Origin of the sequence: Polyangium sorediatum, assembly GCF_029946465.1 — a bacterium.
In the GTDB taxonomy this organism is placed as follows: domain Bacteria; phylum Myxococcota_A; class Polyangia; order Polyangiales; family Polyangiaceae; genus Polyangium; species Polyangium fumosum.
This window is the reverse complement of sequence record NZ_JARZHI010000115.1, coordinates 1-20,801: the sequence shown is the minus strand read 5'-3', so window position 1 is coordinate 20,801 and position 20,801 is coordinate 1. Positions and strand designations below refer to the sequence as shown.

Genomic DNA, 20,801 nt, shown 5'->3' with positions numbered 1-20,801 from the left:
AAAAGACGCTCGCGCCGCCCCCGCCGCCTTGCCCTCCGCCCGCGCCGCCTGCGCCGCCCAATCCCCCGTCGCCGCCCGCGCCGCCGGTGCCGCCCGCGCCCCCGGCCGCGCCAGCGCCCGATCCCGCGTTGCCGCCGGTATTGGCCGACCCGCCGTCGTCGCCGCAGCCCTCGGCCATTGCGACGAGCCCGAGAAGTGCAAGAAAAATCGCGCCATACTTCATGACGAAGACCTCCCGGAATGGTCTTACACCCGGGGCGGCGCGGCGAAAAGGGAATTGGGGGAGGTTCGTCTTTCAAAACCGCGGGCGCGCCCGCGGGATCATCGGCAGCTCGCCCGGCGGCAGCGCCTGCAGCGCCGCCAGGAGGTTCGCGGCGCCGGCCTTCGTCTTCTCGATGCCCGGCGCGATCGGCGCCGTCTCCTCGCGCTCCTCGTAGAGCTCCTTCGGAAGCTCCAGCAAGAATCGGCTCGGCGTGCGCGGCACGAGCTTGCCGCGCTGCCCGCGCGCCATGCAGCGCGACAGGTGGAGTTTTTCCCGGGCGCGCGTCACGCCCACGTAGAAAAGGCGCCGCTCCTCTTCCAGGCTCACCGCCCCGTCCTGGTCGCCGGGCACGAAATCGGTCGCGCGCTCGGTCGTCGTGCGAGAATGCGGGCAAAAGCCCTCCTCGACGCCGATCAAGAAGACGTACGGGAACTCCAAACCCTTCGAGCCGTGCATCGTGGTGAGCGTGACGCGGTCCGTCGCCTCTTCGTCCTGCTCGTCCATGCGCAACGCGAGCAGGCGCAAAAACTCGGCGAAATGCTCCCGATCGCCCTTGCCCGCCTCGTCACGCCGCGCGAAGACCTTGAGCAGGCCCTCGACGTTGCCCCAGCGACGCGCCGCGACCTGCGGGTTCGCCGAGGCCGCCGTGATGTCGGCTTTGAGGCCGATCGCCTCGCAGAGCTTCGCCGCGATCTCCGCGCTCGGCAGCTTTTGCTCGAACGCGAGACGCCCGCCCTCGACGATCCGCACGAACTGCCGGCACCCCTCGAGCGCCCCCGGCGGCAGCTCCCGCACGGCGTGCGCGCGCTGCACCACGGCCCACAGGCTCATGTCCTGCGCGGTCGCATGCGCCGTGATCTTGTGGAATGCGACCTCGCCAATGCCTCGCGCCGGATAGTTCACGACGCGCCGCAGGGACATCTCGTCGTCGGGCGAGAGCACGACCTTGAGGTACGCGATGAGGTCCTTGACCTCTTTGCGCTCGAAGAACTGCTGGCCGCCGATCATGCGGAGCGGAATGCCCCGCTCCTTCAAGGCCTGCTCGATCGGCTGCGCCTGGAGGTTCGAGCGGTAGAGCACCGCGATGTCCTTGGGGCGCACGCCGTGCTTCTCGATGAGCTGTTGCGACTCGCTCGCGACGAAGCTCGCCTCGACCTCGGGATCGGCGCAGACGACGACCTGCACGATGGGCCCGTCGCCCTGCGTGGGCACGAGGACCTTGCGGTGCCTTTTGCCCCCCTGCCGCGCGAGGATCGCGTTCGCTACGTCGAGGATCGGCTTCTTCGAGCGATAGTTGTGCTCGAGCTTGACGACCTTCGCGCCCGGAAAATGGTCCTCGAACGAGAGGATGTTCTTCACGTCGGCGCCGCGCCACGCGTAGATCGACTGATCGTCGTCGCCGACGACCACCACGTTGCGGTGCGCGCCCGCGAGCTGGAGCACGAGCTCGAGCTGCGCGTGGTTCGTGTCCTGGTACTCGTCGACGATCAGGTACCGGTAGCGCATCTGGTACTTCTGGAGCACGTCGGCGCGCTTCCTCCAGAGGCGGACGAGCTCGCAGATGAGGTCGTCGAAGTCGAACGCCTGGAAGGTGCGCAGCGCGGCGAGGTACTTCGGGTAGACGAGCATGCTGATCTCGTCGTACTCGTCCACGCCGCGGCTCTTGCGTTGCTTCTCCAGCCACTCCTCGGGCGTGATGAAGTCGTTCTTCGCGGCCGAGATGCGCGCAAGGATCGCGCCGATGTCGTAGTTCTTCGTGGTGCGCAGCTCGCGCAGGATCTCGCGGATCGCGCTCGTCTGGTCCGCCTGATCGAGGATGGCGAACTTCGAGCCGCGGAAGCCGAGCGCGCGCGTCTCCTGGCCGAGCGTGTCGAGGCCGAAGCGGTGGAAGGTGCAGACCTTGAGGTCCTTCGCGACCTTCGGGCCGACGAGCTTCGCGACGCGCTCGTGCATCTCGGCGGCGGCCTTGTTCGTGAAGGTCATCGCGAGGATGCTGGTCGCGGGGACGCCCTTGCCGAGCAGCCGCCCGATACGCTCGGTGACGACGCGCGTCTTGCCCGAGCCTGCCCCGGCGAGCACGAGCATCGGCCCGAGATCGTGCTCGACCGCCTGCTTCTGAGAGGGGTTGAGATCGATCGCCACGGCCGGGGGGTAGCGCGGCCGCGGCGGGTTGGGTAGTCGGAAATTCTCGCGGTGCGTCAGGGCCCAGGATCAGGCCGGATTCCAGATCAGGGTGTCCAGATCACGGCGGTGTGGCGAACTGGCCGGGGAACGGATTCGCGTCGTGGCGCTTGTTGACTTCGTCGTTCGTCCAGGGGAACGGATTCGTCCCGCGCTCGTGGAAGAAGGCGAAGCCGATGACGCCGACGTTGCGCGAGTCGCCGCCGGATTTCTTGGTCGCGTACGCGCCGCGCACCGAGCCGAAGCGGAAGGCGGCGACGGCGTCGACGCTCTGGCGGAAGCCGTCGATCTCGAGCTCGCCGTGCGGCTGCACGAGGTAGCCGCGCTTCGAGAAGCCCGCGGCGCGGCCGTCGATGACGTCGAGGCCGTCGACGGACACGACGCACTCGATCCGGTTCGGCGTGCGGTTGCGGATGACGATCGTGTAGCGGCGGCTCGCCTCGCCGACGATGTAGTTCTTGTCGCTCGCGACGAACCCGTTCAGGAACGCGCCGTTCTCGTCGCGCAGGCCGACGAGCAGCGCGCCGCCCGCGACGGGGGTGACGCCGCCCGAGGTGCGACGGAAGCCGGCGGCGTTCGCCATGGCGCGCGCGCCTTCCTCGTCGTTGTAGAACAGGCTCGCCATCGAGAACGGGCTCGTGGGTTCGGCGCGCTGGAACGCCACGGTCGTGATCGACGACGAGCGCGTCTCGCCCCACTCGGTGCCGAGGCCGGGCCGGTTCGTGGGCTCGGGCTGCATCACCTCGGCCTTCTTCTCGGCCTCGAACACGCCGGAGGGGCGCGTCGCGGTGCCCTGCACGGCCGGGAGCGGAGGCGCGGCGGGCGCAGCCTCGTCCGCGGCGGGGAAGCCGGCAGAATCATTGCCGAACTGCCCGGGAGCCTCCCTCGCGGCCGTCGTCTGGACCTCGACGCCCCCCGCCTCTGCCGGCGGCTTTGCGCCACCGCCCGTGTAGGAGCCCCCGCCGCAGCCGATGGCGGAGGAAAACAACGTCGCTAACGAAACAGCCAAAAACCCACGTCGAATGAGGTCCATCGTCGTTACTCCCCACGGCTCGCGCCGTTCGCCGGTGGAAACGGAGGCGTGCACGAAGACCTTACACCGATCGCGACGCGATCGGATCGTTCACGACACCGCCGAACGAAGAGGGGGCTCCGAGGAGCCTGCCCGCGGCGAGCCCGGCGGCGAGCGAAGCGATGGCCAGGGCGGACACGACCATGCAGCGCGTGGCTTCCCCGCCCCTTGGATCCCGCGGGGGCGCGGCGGCGCTCGGGGACGCGGGGCGGGAGACGTCCACGTGGACGACCGACGGCGTGGTGACGTCGGCGGCGCGCGCGGCGGGGTCGTAGAGGGGCGCGACGAGCGCGGGGATCTCGGCGGCCATGGCCTCGGCCGAGGCGAAGCGGTCGTCGGGGTCTTTTTCGAGGGCGCGGAGGATCCAGGCGTCGAGCGCCGCGGGGATCGGCTGCGGGGCGAATCGCGACGGCGGCGCGGGGGTCCGGTCGAGGTGCGCGAATCGGAGCGCGTCGATGCCTTTGATGTCGTCGAAGGGGCCGCGACCGGCGACGAGCGCGTACAGGACGAGGCCGAGGGCATACAGATCGGCGCGCCCATCGACGGGTTTCCCCGCGAATTGCTCGGGCGCCATCGTGCGCGGCGTCCCGAGCGAGGCGCCCCGCGCGCCCGGTCCCTCACCGCCCGCGGCGGGCTCGGCGGCGCCGAGGTCGAGGATCTTGGCGCTGCCGTCGTCGCAAAGGAAAAGGTTTTCGAGCTTGATGTCGCGGTGCACGAAACCCGCGCGGTGGAGCGCGCCGAGGCCGCGGAGGATCTGCGACGCAATGGCGAGCGTGGTCGGCACGGAAAGAACGCCGATGCGGCCAAGCTCGGCCCGGAGATCACGGCCTTCGAGGAGCTCGAGGACGAGGTAGGGGCGGCCATCGTCCGAGAGCAGGCCGAGGTCGAGGACCTCGACGAGGTTGTCATGACGTACGCGTGCGAGGATCCGCCCCTCGTCGGCGATCCGCTCGGCGAGCCCGTGGCGCTCGGCGTTCGCGGGGAGGAGGACTTTCAAGGCGGCGCGGCGCCCGAGCAGGACGTGCTCGACCTCGAAGACCTCGCCGACGCCGCCCTTTCCGAGGGGGCGAACGACAATCCACGGGGTGCCGGGCGCGCGCTCGCCGCGGCGAAGGGCCGCGGAGCGCTCGAGGGCCTCGGTGGAGGGGGCGCGATGGCTCTCGACGGTGTCCTCGCCGGGCATGGTGGACCGTTCGGGAAGGTCTGTGCAAAACGCAGCGGTTGTCACGACGCCCTCCGCTCGGCCCCGGAGAACGCCTCGGGCGCGACGGCGCCGCGGATCGCAGCGGCGAAGGCGGCCGCCGTGGGATACCGGCGCGCGGGTTTCTTTTCGAGGGCGCGCGCGACGACGCAGGCGAAGGCGCGCGGGACGTTCGCGACGTCGTCGAGGCGACGCGGGGCGAGGCCGAGGTGGGCGCGCATGACGGTGAGGAGATCGGATCCGGCGAGGAGGTCGAACGGGCCACGCGCGGCGATGCATTCGAAAAGGACGATGCCCATGGAATACACGTCGGTGCGGGCGTCGACGCGCCCGTCGAGGATCTGCTCGGGGGCGATGTAGCGAGGCGTGCCGAGGATGAATTGGGGGTCCGTGGTGTGGCGGGCCGCGGCGCCGGAGACCTTGGCAATGCCGAAATCGAGCATCGCGGGGCGCGGGGGTCCGGCATTCGCGGCGACGAGGAAGATGTTCCCCGGTTTGACGTCGCGATGCACGACGCCGTGCCGATGGGCGGCGTGCAATCCATCGAGCGCGCCGGCGACGAGGGAGGCGGCGAATGCAGGCGCGAGGGCGCCCTGGCGGAGCCGGGTCTCGCGGAGCGTCTCGCCGGGGAGGAGGGGCATGGCGAGGAAAGGACGGCCGTCCCGGGTCATTCCCATCTCGCGCAGGGGGACGAGGTTCGGGTGGCGGAGCGAGGCGAGCAGGCGCCCCTCCTGGAGGAGGCGCGCGGCGGCCTCCTGCGAGTCCCGCATCTCGTGCCGGAGCACCTTGATGGCATGAAGCTCGCCGGAAGGCCCGGTGGCCTCGTACACGTCGGCGGACAAACCGCCGCCGATCAAACGAACGACACGATAACGGGTCCCCACGAGCGGATCGGTCGAAAGCGCTGCGACGTCGATGAGCATGAGTTCGTCCTCCCGGGGGTTCGTCCGAGCATGACCCCCACGCGATCATGTCGACAGGAAGGGGTCGACAGTTGCGTAGAAAGGACGAAAAATCGTAATGGGATAACGGATGTTCAGGTCGCTGCAGGCGCAGGCTGCACGTCGATCCAGTGGAGGGCTTTGCGACGAACCTCAGTGCCCGTTCGTCGCGGCGAGCCAGGTAGCGAGGTCTTGGGCGGAGAGATCGAGCACCAGGTCACCGACGCGCTCGGCGCCCTGCGCACGGACGCGTTCGGTGAGCCGAGCCCGCTCGGCGTCGGACAAGCCCCGCGCGAGGAGTCGCTCGAACTGACGCACGAGCGGCCGCAGCTCACCTTCCAAGCGCCCCTCGACGCGCCCCTCGACGCGCCCCTGCTCGAGCCCCTGCTGAAAGTAGGTGCGCGCGAATTCGCTCTGGTACTCGTAGTTTTTGATGCTCATGACAGCCTCCAGGGCGCTTCGTGTGGCCGCGTTCAACGACAATAGCACGAGATCCATGTAGAGCGCACGGGTCGCCGCGTCCTCGATCCCCGCGCTCGCGGTCATTGCAGCGACGGCCACCTCGAACGCCGTCTCCGTCCGCCCGTGCGCCATCGCCGACAGAACCGCGAGTTCCGGCCTTCTCTGCGCCTCCGCGACGTCCGCCACGACCGAACGCCCGCGGGTCCCAAGACAAACGGCGTGATCACGGCCTGGCCAGGGCCGAGCACGATCGGCTCTGCGAGGCGCGTCGCGAGCGCAGGGTCGGGCGTGACGAGGAGAAGACACGCGGGGCACTTGTAGCGCGCGCGTGCGCCGACCAGATAAGCAGGCCACGCGAAGGACTTGTCCTGCTTGGGAGGGTGGAGCTGCGCCTCGACGATGATCGCGAGGACGGGTTTTCCATCGAGGAGCAGCACGAGCAGGTCGGCGCGGAGTTCCCGAGGCATCACGTCGCCGAGCTCCGCGGATTCGATGCGCGCTTCGGTGAAGCTCGGCAGCGCCACGTCGAACGCCTCACGCAAGATCTCCGCCGCAAGCACCGGGCGGTTGCGGAACAGCTCGACGATCGCTTCGTGGGACAGGGAGGGCACCGGCGCGTTCTACGCCGGCGTTTCCGGGGTCGTCAAGAAACCGGTTTGCCCACGGACACGAGGAAAAACGCGAAGAGCCGCGACGTATTCGTCCCCACGAAGCGCGGATCCGATTGACAGACCGCTGCTGTTCCCGCCACGCTCTCCGGTTCATGCGCCGTAGAGTCCCCCCGCTCGCCACCGCCGTCGCGCTGCTCGTCTCCACGACCCCGAGCCGCGCCGATGGCTGGAACGTCTTCACGGTCGGGCCGATGGGCGGCGTCGTGTTCGGCCCCGAGCAGCCCGTGCTGGGGCTCCTCGGCGGGGAGGCCACGTTCGTGCATTACGCGAGCCCGTCCGGCAAGGGGCTCGGGTACGGGGGCTTCGTTCAGGCGAGCACGGTGGGCTTCGAGCGCTTGCGGGTCTCGTTCGGCCCGCAGATCAATACGACGATCTTCGGCGCCGAGGTCGGGACCACGTTCGAGAGCGCGACGAAGGACCGGGCCGCATTCGTCGGCGCGCACCTCGCGCCTTTCGTGTCGGTCGGGTTCGCTTCGCTCATGTTCCAGGTCGATCTCCCGTTCGCGCGCCTCTCGGACGGCCCGCTCCCCCCCGTCGAGCTGGTCGTCGCCGGCACCCTCAAGCTGCCCATCGACCTCGAACACGGGGTGCTGCTGCAACCATAAACCTCCCCCTTGCGAACCCGCCGGCCGCGACGGTAGATAGAAAAGGCATGCCCCTCCCCCCTCGCCGCGCCACGGCGCTCCTTGCGCTGCTCTCTCTGGCCTGCGGGTGCCGCGACGCCACGTCCCCGACCGAGCGCGCGCCGTCTGCCGTTCTGACCCAATCGGTTTCGGCCGCGCCGACGTCGACCTCGAACGAAGCTCCCCGCAAAGCCGAGCCGCTCGGGCCCGCTTCGCCGCTCGTCGAATTCGAGGGACTCGCCAAGCTCGACCACAAGCCGCTGGCCGTGCTGCGCGAGAGGAATCCCTGGCTCATGGTCCTCGGCTCGGACGTGCCCACGATCGTCGTGTACGAGGACGGGCTCGTCGTGTATCACAAACTCGTTGAAAAGAAGGCCGAGGCGCTCACCGTGAACGTGGGCGCGGAGGCGGCGAAGAAACTCGTCGAGGAGCTCGCGACGGCCGATTTCATGGCATTGCCACCGCAGATTTCGGTCACGGCAGCGACGGATCAACCGACGGTAGGCATCGCGCTTCGCCAGGGCTCGCAATGGAAATACGCTTCCGTCGAGGGCCTCGGGCGGAATGGGAAGGCCACCGCCGCGGGGACGGGCGAGGCGCCGGCCGTGTTCGTCCGGGTGTATCAGCGCCTCGCGAACTTCGACGCGCCGGGCGCGACGCCCTGGGAGCCCGAGACCATCGAGATCATGCTTTGGGACTTCTCCCACGCGCGAAAGCCGCCTTTGCCCTGGCCCGCGGGCATTCCGGCGCCGCCCGCCGGTGTGAAGCCGCCCAAGGAAGGCGGCGTCTACCACCATCACGTCCCCGGCCGCCACGAGGCCGCGACGCGCGCGTTCCTCGCCTCGCTGGAGCAGAGCCAGGGCGTCTCCGTCGGCGACGCGTCCACGTCGATCGGCGTCCGACGCGTGATCCCGAGCGACGATTACATCCGTTCGATGATCCTCTGCGCCTGGACGAAGAGCATCCCCGGCGCGAAGATCCCGACAGGCTGCCGCTAGAACATCGATCGGTTTGACAACCGCTCGATGTTCTAGCTCTTTTGTCCCGAGGGGGACGCCTCGCGTCCCCCTCTCGGCCAGGCGAAGCCCGGCCGATTCACCCCCCGAGGCGAGCTCGCTGCGCGATCTCGCAGAGCGCCGAACGGGTCGGCGCTCTAGCGCCCGTCAGTGCACGAGGAACCACCGCACGCCGGGCTTGATCTCCATGTGGAAATGGTCGGCGTGGTCGGTGTTGTAATTCGGCGAGAGCACATACGTAAAAATGCCCGCGTCCTGGGATTCGCACACGATCGCGCGAAGCTCCTGCGCGATGGGCTGCTCGGGCTTGCGCGCGCCCTCGCCGCAGGTCTTTTCGCCGATCTTGCCGTGGAAATGGTCGAGGACGCTGATCCAGGTCCCGTCCTTCTTGCGCAATCGGCCGACGTCGATCGCGAGCCCCGCGGGATGACGCGTGCCCGGCGGGGCCCAGCGCGGGTGCGGCACGGTCTTCGCCGGCGCCGCGTGCGCCTCGGTCTTCGCCGGTGTTGCCTGCACGTCCGCCTTCCCCGGCGCCGCCTTCGCCTCGGCTTTCGCCTCGGCCTTCCCCGGCGCGTGGTGCGGAGCGGCCTTCGGGGCGTGCCGCGGTGCGGATTTCGGCTTGTCGCTCGCCGTCACCACCTCGCGCGGCTTGGCCTGGACCGCGGCCGGCGCCTTGTGTTTCGTGCCCTTCGCCGCGCCCTCGTGGGCAGGCTTGGTCCCGAGCGCGCCCTTGCCGAGGTCCGGCGCCTTCGCCGCATTCCCCGCCGGCAACTTCGCGTTCGTCTTCGGCGCCTCCGCTTTCGACGCCTCCGCTTTCGGCGTTTCCTTCTTGGTCGCCTCTTTCTTCGCCGCTTCCTTCTTGGGCGCTTCCTTCTTCGCCGTTTCCTTCTTCACCGCCACGGGCGCGGGGATCTCGCGCGGCACGTTCGGCCGGTACATCGTGTAGTGGACGAGCTCGTCGATCTCGTGACGTTCGAGCACCGCCGTGAAATCGTCGAGCGAGAGGGCCAGACGTGCGTCGAGGATCTCGAACACCGACGTCGGACGCTGCTCCTCCGGCAGCGCCGAATGAATCGATACGCCATGCAGCCGGCCCGTGAGCCGGATCGGCGCGCGAACGCCGGGCACGGGTTCGACGCGTACATACGGCAGGCTGCGGCGATCGAGCTCGGCGAACGCCTCGTCGTCCGTCATGTTCGCGTATCGATACGCCGGGCTCGCCTCGACCACCGAGGCGTCGGGCGTCACCAGGAACGGTGAGAGCGCGCTCGCCGGGCGGGCGCAGAGCATGCCCGCGCCGAACGTGAGCGCCGCGAGGCAGGACGGGGCCAGGGAGCGGAGAAGCGAACCGAGCACCACGAACCGACTCTACCCGCCGTCCCCGGGAAGGCCAGAAAATCGAAGATCTTCCCGGACCACCCCACGACCACGGGCTCGCGCCGCCGGCCAGACGAGGCTATCCTCGCCCGCGCGTGCTCCCGGATCCTCCCGCCCCCTTCGAAACGCCCGAGCCGCCGCCCGCCCCGGGCCTCGGCGCCGAGAGCCCCGCGCCCGCCGCGCCCCTCACGCCCGCCCCCGAAGCGCCAAACGCGCGCCGCCCGCTGCTCGTCGCGCTCGCCACGACGATCCTCGTGACCGCGCTCTCCTACCTCGCGCCCAAAGATCACGCGGGGACGGCCGTCGGGCTCGCGTTCCTCGCGGTCACGTGGTGGCTCGTCCTCCGCGCGGACGAGCACGTGATCCGCGCGCACGGCCTCTCGCTCGGCGGCCTGCTCGAACCGCTGCCGCTCGATCGGCGCCGCCTGCTGCGCGACGCGGCCGTGGCCTCGCTCTGGGTGCTGCTCCTCGCGGCGATCATCTTTCCGCCGTTCTGGATCGGCTTCAAACTCTTCTGGCGCGTGAAGATGCCCTTCGTGCTCCGGGGCATCGTGTCGCCGTGGAACGAAATCTCCGGGCATTTCCTGGCCGTGGCGCTCCCCGAGGAGGCCTTTTTCCGGGGATACCTCCAGACCCGGCTCGACGCCGCGTGGACGCCCCGATGGCGCGTGTTCGGCGCCGATCTCGGCCCGGGCGTGCTGGTCTCGTCAGCCATCTTCGCGATTGGGCATTTCTTGACCGTGCCGAGCGTGGACCGGCTCGCGGTGTTTTTCCCCTCGCTCGTCTTCGGCTGGCTGCGCGCGCGGACGGGCGGCGTCGGCGCGGGCGTCGTGTTCCACGCGCTCTGCAACATCTTCTCCGCGACGCTCCAGCGCGGCTACGGGTTCTCGCGATGAGCGCGTCGAAGCCCCGCGCGGCGCTCTTCGACATGGACCGCACGCTCGTGCGCAAGGAGACCGCGAGCCTGTACGTGCGGTATCTGCGGGACATCGGCGAGGCGTCGACGTTCGACCTTTTGAAGACGTTTTACTGGGTCGGGCAATACACGCTCGGGCTGCTCGACGCGGAGGGCATCGCGGAGAAGGCGCTCGCGCCGCTCTCCGGCACGCCCGAGAGCACGCTCGTCACGCGTTGCGAGGACTGGTTCGGCAAATACGTGGAGCGCCACGTCGCCGACGCGGGGCGGCGCGCGGTGAAGCGGCACAAGGAGGCGGGCGACGTCTGCGCGATCGTGACGGGCGCGACGAAGTACGCGGCGCGGCCGCTGGCCGAGCGGTTGGAGATCGAGCACGTCGTGGGGACGGAGCTCGAAATCGACGCGCGTGGCCATTTCACGGGTCGGGCGGAGCGGCCGCTTTGCCTCGGCGTGGGAAAGGTCCGGCGCGCGGAGGCGCTCGCCACGAGGCTCGGGTTCGCCCTCGAAGAATCGACGTTTTATTCGGACAGCGTCACCGACGTACCTTTGCTCGAACGGGTGGCCGCGCCGATCGCCGTGAACCCCGATCCGAGGCTCGAGCGCCTCGCCCGGCAGCGCGGGTGGCGCATCGAAAGGTGGTGAGGGCGTCCCATGGATTCACCCCAAAACCCCGCGCATCTCGACCTGACCTACGAGGAGGATCTGCTCGTCGTGCGGCTCGCCGGCCATTACGACCTGGAGGTCGAGCTGTGCGTCCAGCGCGCGCGCGACGCGATCGAAGCCACCTACGGCTACCGGCTCATTCTCCTGGACGCGCGCAAGATCGGTACGGTCACCCCCGAAGCCCGGAAGACCATGGTCACGTGGAGCCGCGGCCGGAAGGCGCCCAGCGCGATCGCCATGTTCGGCGCGAACTTTTCGGGGATGACGCTGGCGAAGATGGTGCTGAGCGCGGTCCGCGTGCTCTCGAAGCGGCCCATGCGCTTCGAGTTCTTCGAAACGGAGGCGGCGGCGCGGGCGTGGCTCGGCGAGCGGCGCGAGGACCTGCGCAAGCTCGTCCCGTGAGGCGCAGAGGGGAATGACGATGGCTGGGCCGACGCCGGGGCAGCGGCGACAGTTCGGGGAGCAAGTCGCGTGGACCGAGGCGCCGAACCTCTTCGGCATGCGCCTCTCGGGGAAGGTCGACGGTCCTTCGCTCGGCGAGCTCGTCGCCTATCAAGTGTCGTTTTCCGCCGGGAAAGACCATATCTTCGTGCTCTGCGACCTCTCCGCGGTCACCGGGGCGACGATCGAAGCGCGGCGGGTGCTCCAGGAGACGAGCCATACGACCGCGATCACCCACGTCTGTTTCGGCGCGAAATTCACGATCCGGATCTTCGCCGAAATGGTCGTGCGGGCGGCGCGGATCCTCGGGTCGTCGCAGCCCGACATGCAAATCCTGTTTTTCGCGACCGAAGCGGAGGCGCGCGCCTACATCGCCCACGCGCGGCCGCCCCGGCGAGCGAGGCGCCTATGAACGGAATCCCGCGGCGAAAAACCGCATTCGTGACGGGCGGAACGGGCTTCCTCGGCTGGGAAATCACGCGGCAGCTCCTCGCCTCCGGCCACCACGTGGTCGCGCTCTCCCGGAGCGGCGATTTGCCCGGCGACCTGCCGCGCAACGAGCTCGACATCGTGCGGGGGGACCTCGACGACGTGGAGACGCTGACCGAGGCCATGCGCGGCGTATCGGTCGTCTACCACGTCGCGGCCGACGTGCGGATGTGGCGCGCGCAATGGGCGGAGATCGAGCGGACGAACGTCACGGGCACGCGGAACATGCTCGCGGCGGCGCGGCGCGCGGGCGCCCCGCGATTCGTGTTCACGTCGACGGGCTCGACGATCGGAAAGCCGTATCCCTCGACCGAGGCGATCGTCACGGTCGACGAGTCGAGCTTGTACAATTTCGCGGCGCTCCGGATGGTCTATCCGCACACGAAATGGCTGGCGGAGCAGGAAGTGGAGCGGGCGGGGCGCGAGGGGCTCTTCGTGGTGATCACGCACCCCGTGGCGGTGTTCGGTCCGGGGGACTGGAAACGGAATGTGCTGCCGCTCTTTTTGGCGACACGGAAGGGCACGACGATCGCCGCGCCGAGCGGGATCCGGACGACGTGCGACGTGCGCGACGTGGCGACGGCGCACCTCGCGGCCGCCGAGCGGGGCAGCGCGGGACGGCATTACATCCTCGGCGGCGAGGCGCTCTCCGTGGGGGCGCTGCTCACGCGGATCGCGGCGGCGGCCGGCGGAAAGGCGCCGCGCTTCACGATGCCGGATCGGGTGGTGATGGGACTCTCGTTCTTGATGGAAAGCGCGGCGCGCATCACGGGACGGCCGCCTCTGCTGAGCCACGAAATGGCCCTGCAGAGCACGCTCCGGGTGCGGATGTCGTCGGAGCGGGCGGCGCGAGAGCTCGGATACACGTCGCGCCCGCTCGACGAGTCGCTCGCGGATGCGGTGCGGTTTTATCGGGAACAGGGGTGGTTGTGACGCGCGGACGCGCCGAGCGCGTCAGTGCGTATTCTCGACCTGCACCCGCCGAACATCCTTGAGCCGTTCGAGCCGCTCGATCAGATCGCCCACGCGGAGCGACGGGGGAAACCCCACGTCGAAGGCGATGGTGATCCGCCGCTTTTCATCGAGGCGCCGCTCGTATTCGATGTTGAACACGACGCCGCGGAGCTCCTTCAGCAACGCCTCCACGTCGTCGAGCTGCTTGGAGTCCTCGGCGAGGACCACCGAGACGCGCCTCCGGACGAGCAGGTTGCCTTTGCCTTCGAGCCGCCGCACGACCGTCTGCACCGCCACCCCGATGGCGGTCACGAGGGTCGCTTCGAACAACATGCCCGCGCCCGCACAAAGACCGATCGCGGTCACCAGCCAGAGGCCCGCTGCGGTCGTGAGCCCCTGAATCGTCAGCCCGGTCCGCAGAATGGCGCCGCCCGCCAAGAAGCCGATGCCCGACACCACAGACGCCGCAATACGTGAGCCGTCCACCTCGACGAGCTGACCCTCGGCATACCCTTGGAAGTACACGAAGTGAGCGGACACGACCATGAACGTGGACGAGGCCGTCGCGACGAGGAGGTGCGTGCGGAGGCCCGCGCGCTTGCCGTGCCGGTCGCGCTCGTATCCGATGACGCCGCCGAGCGCCGTACCCACGACGATGCGTGTGATCATCTGAGCGTGGGAGATCATGGCCTGGACTCCCCGGCGATGGGTCCGGCGCGCCAGACGCGCTGGCGCCGTCGTGACCGGTGCGGATGACTGCGAACCGCCCCCATTGTGCACGCGTGGACCGGCCGCGCAAGCCTCAGGGCACGGGCGGGTTCTCCGGCGGAGGCACGCTCGCGTCCACGGGCGGCGTGGTGGCCTCGCGGCGCGACGCGTGGTGTAGCTTCGCGTAGGTGTCGACGGTCCAGACGGCCATGGCCGCGATGACGGGGCCGAGGAAGACGCCGACCGGACCGAAGAGATCGAGGCCGCCGAAGATGCCGAGCAGCGCGATGAGCGGGTGCATGCGGGTCGACGAGCTCTGCACCCACGGACGCACGACGTTGTCGGAGAGGCCGATCAGCACGGCCGAGATGCCCATTCCAATCGCGCCGCCGACGTGGTTCGTGACGAAGAGGTAGATCGTCGCGCCCACCGTGACCGGCGTGGTGCCGACGAGTGGGATGAACGAGAGCAGCGCCGCGAGGACGCCGAGCAAAAACGCGTTTGGCACGCCGAACAAGTGCAGGGCGAGCAGCGTCAGGCTGCCCTGCACCACGGCGGTCGCGAGGATGCCGAGGATCGCGCCGTTGACCGTCTCGCGGACGGAGGCAAAGAGCTCGCGCGTCTGGCTCGGCGGGAACGGCGAGAGGCGGAACATCCAGCGGACGAGCTTGCCGCCGTCGCGCAGGAAGTAATACAGCGACACGCCGAACAGGAAGAGGCTCAGGATGAACGCCGGCAGCGCCGTGGCCATGCCGCCGACGAACGAGGCCGCAAACGACGCCGCGCGCTGGCCGATGTTCTGGATGGCCAACTGGAGCTGAGGGCCGCCGATGTGGATGCTCCGGCCGCGAATGTCGATGCCTTCCGTCAGGAACGACTGGAAGCGCTGGATCGTCGGCGTCCAATCGCGGGCCAGGAAGTCGTTGATCGACTGGATGGCCTCGACCGTGATGAAGGCGAACGGGATCACGACGAGGATGATCGTGCCGAACGTAAAGAGGAGCGGCGTCAAGGGCTCGGCGCGGCCGAGCCGCGGCTTCACCTTTTCGGCGAGGGGGCTCAGGAGGAGCGCGAAGAGTCCGCCCAGGGCAATCGGGACGAGGATCGTCCGGATCATCCAGACAAAGAGGACGAGCAGCGCCGTCCTCAGCACAACGGAGAGCCAGCGGTCTCGTTCCATGGGCAACACGCCTCGCTGAAGGGGAGACGTGAGATAAAAGAGGCCCGGCGTCAACCGAAACGGCAGCCCGGCCGGGGACCGGGCCCCCGTCCGGTCAGAGGCCGTCGCAGACAGGGGCGCCGGAGCTCGGGCTGCACGCGCCGGCGTCACAGAAGCCGCTCGCGCATTCGGCGGAGACCATACACGTCGCGCCGTCCGGCTTCGTGGGCGCACAAGCGCCCATGCCCGCCGCGTCGCTGCAGAAGCCGCTCGCGCATTCGACGCTCGTCACGCACGCCGCGCCGTCGGCCTTTTTCTCGGCGCACGTGCTGGCCGCGACGTCACAATACCCGCTCGCGCAGCCCGCGTTCACGGCACACGCGCCTCCGACGGGCGCGGGCACGGCGCACACGCCGGTCTGGAAATCGCAATAGCCGCTCTGGCAATCGATGTCGAGGTCGCACGCGGCGCCGTCGGCCGTGGGGGCGACACATTTCAGCATGCCCTCGTCGAGCCTGCACGTGAGGCCCGGACCGCAGAGGCCGTCCTGGCAAGGCTCGCCCGCGCCGGGCGGGGCCTTGCAGGTGCCGAGCTCCGTGCCCGAGGCGCCCGCGCACGAGGCGCCCGGGTCCTTGCATTCGTCGTCGCCGAGGCAGCCGCCGCCGAGCGCGACGGTGCCCTGGAACATCGCCTCGCAATCGGGGTCCTCGTCGAGGAAGTTCGAGCCGAAGAAATCGGCGCAGGTCGCGGCTTCGGCCTTCGTGAAGCACGTATCGGCGCGGGCATCGTCGTACACGATGCGGCCGGCCTCGATGCTTTTGCGGAGGTCGACGGCGACGGCGCCGAAGAAGCTCTCGTACCGGGCCTCGCATTCGGCCTGCGTCGCGGGGGCCGGGTCGAAGAGGAGCACGTCGTCCCGCTCGGCGGCGTCACAGCAGGCGAAGACGCGGCCGCACTCGACGCGGGCATAGGCCTTGGGGAGGCCGGCGAGCGGGTCGTCCGTCGTCGTTGGCTGGGAATCGTCGCTGCAGCCGGCCCAGACGAAGCCCCACGCGAGCAGGGCTCCGACAATCTTCGCAATCGTTCGCACGGCCCCTTTTAGGGGAGCTTTGGCGGAGAAGCAATACCGCCGTTCGTCCCGCCCGGGTCAGGGCTTCACGAAGTCCGGGTGCTTGGCGATGAGGCCGGCGATTTCGTCGAGCTCCGGATCCGCGGCGCCAGCCTTCGCCGCCTGGAGGAGCGCGAGCGCGCTCGCGAGGGCCTCCGGGTTCGGGTTCTTGAGGGCCTCGGCATACGCGACGATGGCCTTGCCCTTGGCGAGCTGGGGCTTCGGGGCGGCGAGCAGCTCGGCCAGGGTCATGGTGACCTTCACCTCGCGGTCGAGATACGTGAGCGGGGTCTTCCAGCGTGCGACCACGGTGATGCTGTCGTTCGGATCGATGACCGAGGGGTCACACGCTTTGACGACCTGGTTGAAGATCATCGCGTCGCTCGGGGCGAGGTGCTGCGGCTCGATTTCCTCGGGGTTCGTCGAGTACTCCTCGCCGTAGAACTTGTACATGCGCATGTACCAGGGCAGCGTGATCTCGACCTGCACGCCGCGCGCCGCGACCTCCATCGTCTCGTCGAATCGATCGACGAACATGCGCGTCGCCTCGGCCGGGTTGTCGAGATACACGTAGGCGCCGCGGCCTTTGTCCGTGACGGTATCCATGAGCGCATCGTTGTAGCTCTCGCCGGGGCCGGCGCCGACGCCGACGAGGTAGACGCCCTCCTTGTCCGCGTCCTTCGATTGCAGGCCGATGAGGTCCTCGTCCGTGACGCCGACGTTGGCGCCGCCGTCGCTGATCAGGATCACGCGGTTCAGCCGGCCCGTGCCGTAATGCTGGTTCGCGAGCTGATAACCCGTCGCGAGCCCACTCGAAAGATCGGTGCCGCCGCTGGCCTGGATGGATTCGGCCATCGCGAGGACCTTGGGATCGTTCGGCCCCGTGACCTTGTGGCCGGAGAGAACGATGTTGTTGCTCGTGTTCCAGGTGACCGCATTGACGATGTCGCCCTCGGCGAGGCTCTGCGCGATGGCCGTGACGGTGGCGCGCTCGCGCTCGATGGGCTCGCCGCCCATGGAGCCGGAGGTGTCGAGGACGAACGTGATCGTCATGGGGCGGCGCGGCTTGATGGCGTCGAAGGAGCGGACGCCGAGCTGGAGGTCGAGCTCGCCCGCGATCTCGGTCTCGCCGAGGTGCGGGAGGATCGAGAGCTCGCCGGCGGGCGGCGCGGGGTACTGGATGCGGTAGTAGTTGAGGAACTCGTACGTGCGGACGAGGTTCGCCGGCGGGACGATGCCCTTGTTCAAGAGCTCGCGGATCTGGACCGGCGAGCCCATCGAGTTCGAATCGTCCGCCGAGAGGTAGAGGATGACAGGGCTGTCCTTGTCGAGGCCCTCGCACGCAAAAGGTGCAGCGGCATCGGCGCCCGCGTCATTCCCGTCCGCAGGCACAGACGGCGGGGCCGGCGGCGGGACCGCGCCGCCCGACGTTCCACCCGGGTTTTGCTCATACCCCGGATAGTCCGAGAGGCCCTCCGAGTACGACTCGCCGCACGCAGCGAGGCCGACGGCGACGACCAGAGAGAGGGCGGCCGATCCGACGAAAACGACGTTCTTCATCAAGCACCTCCGAAGCTAGGTGGAGGGCGCCTAGCAACGGATATGCCCTCCCCGATCACCGCAATGCCAGCATCCGCACCGTGCGCGGCCTCATGCGCACTTCGAGCGTGCCCGCGCGCGCCTCGAAGGTGGAATCGTCGATGAGGTCGCTCGCCTTCGTGCCCACCGCGCCCGCGCTCACGCGCGCGACGATGTCCCGATCGGAAGGATTGACGACGAAGAGCACGCGCGGCGCCCCCGCGGCGTCCTCGTGCACGGTGACGTAAATGCCGCCGGGGTCGCAGGCGTACGCCGGGAGGTCGAGCGACCCGATCGCATTCGAGACGGCCGCGTCGGCCGCGGCGGGCACGTCGCCGGTGAGCGGGCCGTCCTCGCCGAGGCGGCCGAGGTCGAAGGGGACGGAAAGGGGACGGAAGGCGCCGTCGAAGCGAGGTTCGTGCGGGCCGATCGTGACGCGGGCGCCGCGCGCGCGGGCCTCGGCGAGGCGGTCGAAGAGCTCGGGCTTCAAGGCGCCGGAGGTCGCGCAGATGAGCCATCGCGCGTCGCCGAGCGCGATGTCGCGGTCCTCGCCGCCGACGACGGCGAAGGGCACGCCGCGCGCTTCGAGGGCCTGCTCGAAGGCGCGGGCGAAGTTGTCGGCCTCGATGGCGAGCGGATAGCCGAGCCCGAGATCGTCCTCGACGCACCGCTCGCGCGCGCCGGCCCCGACGATCGAGAAAAACGCGCCGGAGAGCGGGCCAAACGCATGCATGACCCGCGCGAGCCTGCGCTCGGTGCGAGGGATGAGGATCCGGACGGGCGTCTTTCGGCGCAGCTCGTGGAAGCCCGTCTGTTCGAGGGCGGCCGAGAGCTTCCGCCAGAAGACGGCGTACGGGCGCGCGCGGCCGTGCCGATCGATGGGCGCGCCGATCCAGCGGTCGCGCTCGACGGCCATGTACACGTTGAAGCCACGCAGGCCGTACGCGAGGGCGCAGAGCACGGTGAAGGCGCCGTCGCGCTCGTCGAGGGGCGGGAAGAAGGGCGGAAAGCCCGCGCCCATCTCGCACGCGAACGCGGGGACGGAGAGGGCCTCCGAGCGCGTGGCGAGCTCGCTCGTGCGGCGCGCGATGATGACGCGGCTCGTGGGATCGGCCATGTGGTAGTAGTCGAGCCCGACGAGGTCGACGACCTTCGTGACGCGCGCGGCGTTGAGGGGCGTCGCGTCCTGGCCCGGCGGGAGGTTGTGCGTCGTGGGCAGCCCGTCCATGCCGGCGGCGACGAGCGCGCGGCCGAGGCGCTGAAACGCCGTGGCGAGCAGGTGCTCGTGGAACTCCGACCAGTCGAGGTGGCGCGCGAGGTCCCGCGGGCGCTCGGCGTCGAGCTTGCGCGGAGGGTCGATGGCGGAGAAGCGCGTGACCTCGCCGCGGCGGCTCGACGGGACCTCGCCCTCGTCCGGCGTGGGCGTGCCGTAGGAGGCGCGCAGGGCGTCGATGGTGCCGTATTTCTCCCGGAGAAACTCGCGGTAGAGGCGGATCGCGTCGGGGTGGTAGTCCTGGTCGTAGGCGCCGTCGCGGAAGTAGAGGGCGCCCTCGTTGTCGATCTGGAAGAGGACGATCGGCCCGTTCGGGTAGAGCAGCGGCGTGAGGACGGGGCCGAGGGCCTGGAAATACCGCGCGGCCTCGTCGTGGAAGGCGTCGCTCGCGTAACTCGGGACCGGGAACGCGAACGGGAGCATGGGGAGCATCACCGGGTTCTGGTCGGGCGAACGCGCCTGGCAGGCCGGGTCCCACACGATGCGCTCGGGCAAGCCGAAGTAGGTGAGCTCGGCGTTGATGTGCGGGCCGGGGCGGGCGATGACGTAGAGGCCGAGCTCCTCGGCGATGCGGCAGAAGCGGGTGATGTCGCGCTGCGGGTCGGAGGCGCCGAGCTCGAGTTTGCCGGGGGCGACCTCGTGGACGGCCCAGGGGATGTAGGTGTCGACGAGGCGCAGGCCCATGGCCTTCACGGCTTCGAGGCACGCGCGCCACTCGTTCGGGTCGAGGCGCCAGTAGTGGACGGAGCCCGCGAGGAGCGGGACGACGTCGCCGGCGATCTCGATGCCCCCGGGGACGAGACGCACCCTACGCCCGAAGCCCTCGCCCCCTGCCCTGTCTTCACGTGCGGTCATGACGCCGGGCGCAGGGTAGCAAAGAAGGGACGAACCCGTGAGCTTCGAAAGGCGGAAGAGCCGCCGAGCTCTGGTACTGTACGCCCATGGCGAGCAAGACCCACGTCGACGGCAACAAGGTGACGATCGACGACAGCATCTACCACGTGAGCTCTGCGGGCGGTCAGTACGCCGTGACCGACGAGTTCGGCCTGCGGACCGGCTACTTCTCGGTGCGCGGCCGCGTGGTGACGCCGGAGGACTACGGCGTGGAGGGCGCGCACCCCATTCTCCAGATCGGCAAGCTGTGGGCCGCGGCGAATCTGTGGAAGGCGAACGAGAAGTCGGCGTCGTCGGTGCCCACGAAAGGCCTCTGCCGGGTGGTGACGCACGAAAAGGCGGGCGAGGCCGACCTGGACAAGGCGCGGGCCCACCGGGCCTGGATGCGCAAGCAGCCCGGATGCAAGGCAAGTTATTTCGTGACGGATCCGGCGACCGGGAAGGGAATGACCATCAGCATCTGGGAGACGCGTGATCAGCTCAATGCATTCAAAGAGGCGAGGCCGCCGGAAGGCGCCGTCGCGCTCAAGTCGCTGAGCGTGGAAGTGTTCCCCATGGTGGAAGAGCCTTGAACGTGAGAATGTGACCTCCTTCGCGGAGGTCATATGCGTCGACATTTCTTCCTTCTCTCCTTGGTCCTCGGCGGCTTCTGCCTGCATTGCGGCGGCGGAGACGGCTCGACTTCTTCCAGCTCCGATTCCTCGAACGTGGGCGGCTCGGGAGGCGTGGGCGCCTCCGGCGGCGGCGGCGCGGGCGCGTCGGGTGGCGGCGGCTCGGGCGGCGTGGGCGCCTCCGGCGGCGGCGGCGCGGGC

At 69.5% G+C, this 20,801-nt stretch carries 22 protein-coding genes; 9 read left to right on the top strand and 13 right to left on the bottom strand.

The genetic code is table 11. The annotated features are described in order from the left end of the window. The 7 genes from QHF89_RS47635 to QHF89_RS47605 all read right to left on the bottom strand — a co-directional run. On the bottom strand, window positions 1-223 hold a 223-nt coding region (locus tag QHF89_RS47635), incomplete at its 3' end, for a hypothetical protein (protein ID WP_284721909.1). Window positions 224-295: 72 nt separating this feature from the next. Then, complete coding sequence (locus QHF89_RS47630) at window positions 296-2,404, bottom strand: ATP-dependent helicase (protein ID WP_284721908.1); 2,109 nt, start codon at window positions 2,402-2,404, stop codon at window positions 296-298. Between the two features lie 100 nt (window positions 2,405-2,504). After that, entirely contained in the window at window positions 2,505-3,476 is a 972-nt protein-coding gene (locus QHF89_RS47625) for a hypothetical protein (protein ID WP_284721907.1), read from the bottom strand. Between the two features lie 61 nt (window positions 3,477-3,537). Continuing rightward, entirely contained in the window at window positions 3,538-4,698 is a 1,161-nt protein-coding gene (locus QHF89_RS47620; protein WP_136970184.1) for a serine/threonine-protein kinase, read from the bottom strand. A 41-nt stretch (window positions 4,699-4,739) separates the two neighbouring features. Then, entirely contained in the window at window positions 4,740-5,639 is a 900-nt protein-coding gene (locus tag QHF89_RS47615) for a serine/threonine-protein kinase (protein ID WP_136970185.1), read from the bottom strand. 171 nt (window positions 5,640-5,810) lie between these two features. Further along, window positions 5,811-6,203 carry a hypothetical protein gene (locus tag QHF89_RS47610; protein WP_284721906.1) on the bottom strand — a complete coding sequence of 131 codons (393 nt, stop codon included), beginning with the start codon at window positions 6,201-6,203 and terminating at the stop codon, window positions 5,811-5,813. Continuing rightward, the gene (locus tag QHF89_RS47605) at window positions 6,200-6,730 is read right to left on the bottom strand and encodes a hypothetical protein (RefSeq protein ID WP_136970187.1); all 531 of its coding nucleotides are present in this window, start codon (window positions 6,728-6,730) and stop codon (window positions 6,200-6,202) included. Before QHF89_RS47605 ends, QHF89_RS47610 begins: the two co-directional genes overlap by 4 nt. A gap of 152 nt (window positions 6,731-6,882) precedes the next feature. Here QHF89_RS47605 and QHF89_RS47600 point away from each other — a divergent pair, with 152 nt between their 5' ends. After that, window positions 6,883-7,395, top strand: coding sequence for a hypothetical protein (locus QHF89_RS47600; protein WP_136970188.1), 513 nt, complete (start codon window positions 6,883-6,885; stop codon window positions 7,393-7,395). Between the two features lie 47 nt (window positions 7,396-7,442). Next, complete coding sequence (locus tag QHF89_RS47595; RefSeq protein ID WP_136970189.1) at window positions 7,443-8,411, top strand: hypothetical protein; 969 nt, start codon at window positions 7,443-7,445, stop codon at window positions 8,409-8,411. A 165-nt stretch (window positions 8,412-8,576) separates the two neighbouring features. Here QHF89_RS47595 and QHF89_RS47590 read toward each other — a convergent pair whose 3' ends face one another. Next, window positions 8,577-9,788 carry an extensin family protein gene (locus tag QHF89_RS47590; protein ID WP_136970190.1) on the bottom strand — a complete coding sequence of 404 codons (1,212 nt, stop codon included), beginning with the start codon at window positions 9,786-9,788 and terminating at the stop codon, window positions 8,577-8,579. A 113-nt stretch (window positions 9,789-9,901) separates the two neighbouring features. Between QHF89_RS47590 and mrtC the strand changes: the two genes are divergently transcribed. From mrtC to QHF89_RS47565, 5 genes are read left to right on the top strand one after another with little or no spacing between them, the layout of a single operon-like run. Next, the gene (mrtC, locus tag QHF89_RS47585) at window positions 9,902-10,702 is read left to right on the top strand and encodes a myxosortase MrtC (protein ID WP_136927306.1); all 801 of its coding nucleotides are present in this window, start codon (window positions 9,902-9,904) and stop codon (window positions 10,700-10,702) included. After that, window positions 10,699-11,364 (top strand): HAD family hydrolase, encoded by a 666-nt coding sequence (locus QHF89_RS47580; protein ID WP_136970191.1) that lies wholly within the window; start codon window positions 10,699-10,701, stop codon window positions 11,362-11,364. The genes mrtC and QHF89_RS47580 overlap by 4 nt, the downstream gene beginning before the upstream one ends. Window positions 11,365-11,373: 9 nt before the next feature. Further along, on the top strand, window positions 11,374-11,787 hold the full coding sequence (locus tag QHF89_RS47575) for a DUF7793 family protein (protein ID WP_136927308.1): 414 nt from the start codon (window positions 11,374-11,376) through the stop codon (window positions 11,785-11,787). A 19-nt stretch (window positions 11,788-11,806) separates the two neighbouring features. Continuing rightward, window positions 11,807-12,238 (top strand): hypothetical protein, encoded by a 432-nt coding sequence (locus tag QHF89_RS47570; protein ID WP_136970192.1) that lies wholly within the window; start codon window positions 11,807-11,809, stop codon window positions 12,236-12,238. Further along, on the top strand, window positions 12,235-13,248 hold the full coding sequence (locus tag QHF89_RS47565; protein ID WP_136970193.1) for an NAD-dependent epimerase/dehydratase family protein: 1,014 nt from the start codon (window positions 12,235-12,237) through the stop codon (window positions 13,246-13,248). The genes QHF89_RS47570 and QHF89_RS47565 overlap by 4 nt, the downstream gene beginning before the upstream one ends. A gap of 21 nt (window positions 13,249-13,269) precedes the next feature. Here QHF89_RS47565 and QHF89_RS47560 read toward each other — a convergent pair whose 3' ends face one another. From QHF89_RS47560 to QHF89_RS47540, 5 genes are all read right to left on the bottom strand, one after another. Continuing rightward, the gene (locus QHF89_RS47560; protein ID WP_136970194.1) at window positions 13,270-13,956 is read right to left on the bottom strand and encodes an MgtC/SapB family protein; all 687 of its coding nucleotides are present in this window, start codon (window positions 13,954-13,956) and stop codon (window positions 13,270-13,272) included. A 115-nt stretch (window positions 13,957-14,071) separates the two neighbouring features. Continuing rightward, a complete protein-coding gene (locus QHF89_RS47555; protein ID WP_136970195.1) occupies window positions 14,072-15,157 on the bottom strand; it encodes an AI-2E family transporter in 1,086 nt (361 codons plus the stop codon). Between the two features lie 94 nt (window positions 15,158-15,251). Beyond that, window positions 15,252-16,226 carry a hypothetical protein gene (locus tag QHF89_RS47550; RefSeq protein WP_136970196.1) on the bottom strand — a complete coding sequence of 325 codons (975 nt, stop codon included), beginning with the start codon at window positions 16,224-16,226 and terminating at the stop codon, window positions 15,252-15,254. 57 nt (window positions 16,227-16,283) lie between these two features. After that, window positions 16,284-17,804 carry a vWA domain-containing protein gene (locus tag QHF89_RS47545; protein ID WP_136970197.1) on the bottom strand — a complete coding sequence of 507 codons (1,521 nt, stop codon included), beginning with the start codon at window positions 17,802-17,804 and terminating at the stop codon, window positions 16,284-16,286. A 55-nt stretch (window positions 17,805-17,859) separates the two neighbouring features. After that, window positions 17,860-19,950, bottom strand: coding sequence for a beta-galactosidase (locus QHF89_RS47540; RefSeq protein ID WP_284721905.1), 2,091 nt, complete (start codon window positions 19,948-19,950; stop codon window positions 17,860-17,862). A gap of 86 nt (window positions 19,951-20,036) precedes the next feature. Between QHF89_RS47540 and QHF89_RS47535 the strand changes: the two genes are divergently transcribed. Both QHF89_RS47535 and QHF89_RS47530 read left to right on the top strand, forming a co-directional pair. Then, window positions 20,037-20,561 carry a hypothetical protein gene (locus tag QHF89_RS47535; RefSeq protein WP_136970198.1) on the top strand — a complete coding sequence of 175 codons (525 nt, stop codon included), beginning with the start codon at window positions 20,037-20,039 and terminating at the stop codon, window positions 20,559-20,561. 33 nt (window positions 20,562-20,594) lie between these two features. After that, a partial coding sequence (locus QHF89_RS47530; RefSeq protein ID WP_284721904.1) for a hypothetical protein occupies window positions 20,595-20,801 on the top strand: 207 nt, incomplete at its 3' end.

Excerpts from the sequence above, each read along its gene's own strand:
- QHF89_RS47625 (WP_284721907.1), bottom strand. The coding sequence starts at position 3,476 with ATGGACCTCATTCGACGTGGGTTTTTGGCTGTTTCGTTAGCGACGTTG.
- QHF89_RS47620 (WP_136970184.1), bottom strand. The coding sequence starts at position 4,698 with ATGCCCGGCGAGGACACCGTCGAGAGCCATCGCGCCCCCTCCACCGAG.
- QHF89_RS47615 (WP_136970185.1), bottom strand. The coding sequence starts at position 5,639 with ATGCTCATCGACGTCGCAGCGCTTTCGACCGATCCGCTCGTGGGGACC.
- QHF89_RS47610 (WP_284721906.1), bottom strand. The coding sequence starts at position 6,203 with ATGACCGCGAGCGCGGGGATCGAGGACGCGGCGACCCGTGCGCTCTAC.
- QHF89_RS47600 (WP_136970188.1), top strand. The coding sequence starts at position 6,883 with ATGCGCCGTAGAGTCCCCCCGCTCGCCACCGCCGTCGCGCTGCTCGTC.
- QHF89_RS47595 (WP_136970189.1), top strand. The coding sequence starts at position 7,443 with ATGCCCCTCCCCCCTCGCCGCGCCACGGCGCTCCTTGCGCTGCTCTCT.
- QHF89_RS47580 (WP_136970191.1), top strand. The coding sequence starts at position 10,699 with ATGAGCGCGTCGAAGCCCCGCGCGGCGCTCTTCGACATGGACCGCACG.
- QHF89_RS47575 (WP_136927308.1), top strand. The coding sequence starts at position 11,374 with ATGGATTCACCCCAAAACCCCGCGCATCTCGACCTGACCTACGAGGAG.
- QHF89_RS47570 (WP_136970192.1), top strand. The coding sequence starts at position 11,807 with ATGGCTGGGCCGACGCCGGGGCAGCGGCGACAGTTCGGGGAGCAAGTC.
- QHF89_RS47565 (WP_136970193.1), top strand. The coding sequence starts at position 12,235 with ATGAACGGAATCCCGCGGCGAAAAACCGCATTCGTGACGGGCGGAACG.
- QHF89_RS47560 (WP_136970194.1), bottom strand. The coding sequence starts at position 13,956 with ATGATCTCCCACGCTCAGATGATCACACGCATCGTCGTGGGTACGGCG.
- QHF89_RS47555 (WP_136970195.1), bottom strand. The coding sequence starts at position 15,157 with ATGGAACGAGACCGCTGGCTCTCCGTTGTGCTGAGGACGGCGCTGCTC.
- QHF89_RS47545 (WP_136970197.1), bottom strand. The coding sequence starts at position 17,804 with ATGAAGAACGTCGTTTTCGTCGGATCGGCCGCCCTCTCTCTGGTCGTC.
- QHF89_RS47540 (WP_284721905.1), bottom strand. The coding sequence starts at position 19,950 with ATGACCGCACGTGAAGACAGGGCAGGGGGCGAGGGCTTCGGGCGTAGG.
- QHF89_RS47535 (WP_136970198.1), top strand. The coding sequence starts at position 20,037 with ATGGCGAGCAAGACCCACGTCGACGGCAACAAGGTGACGATCGACGAC.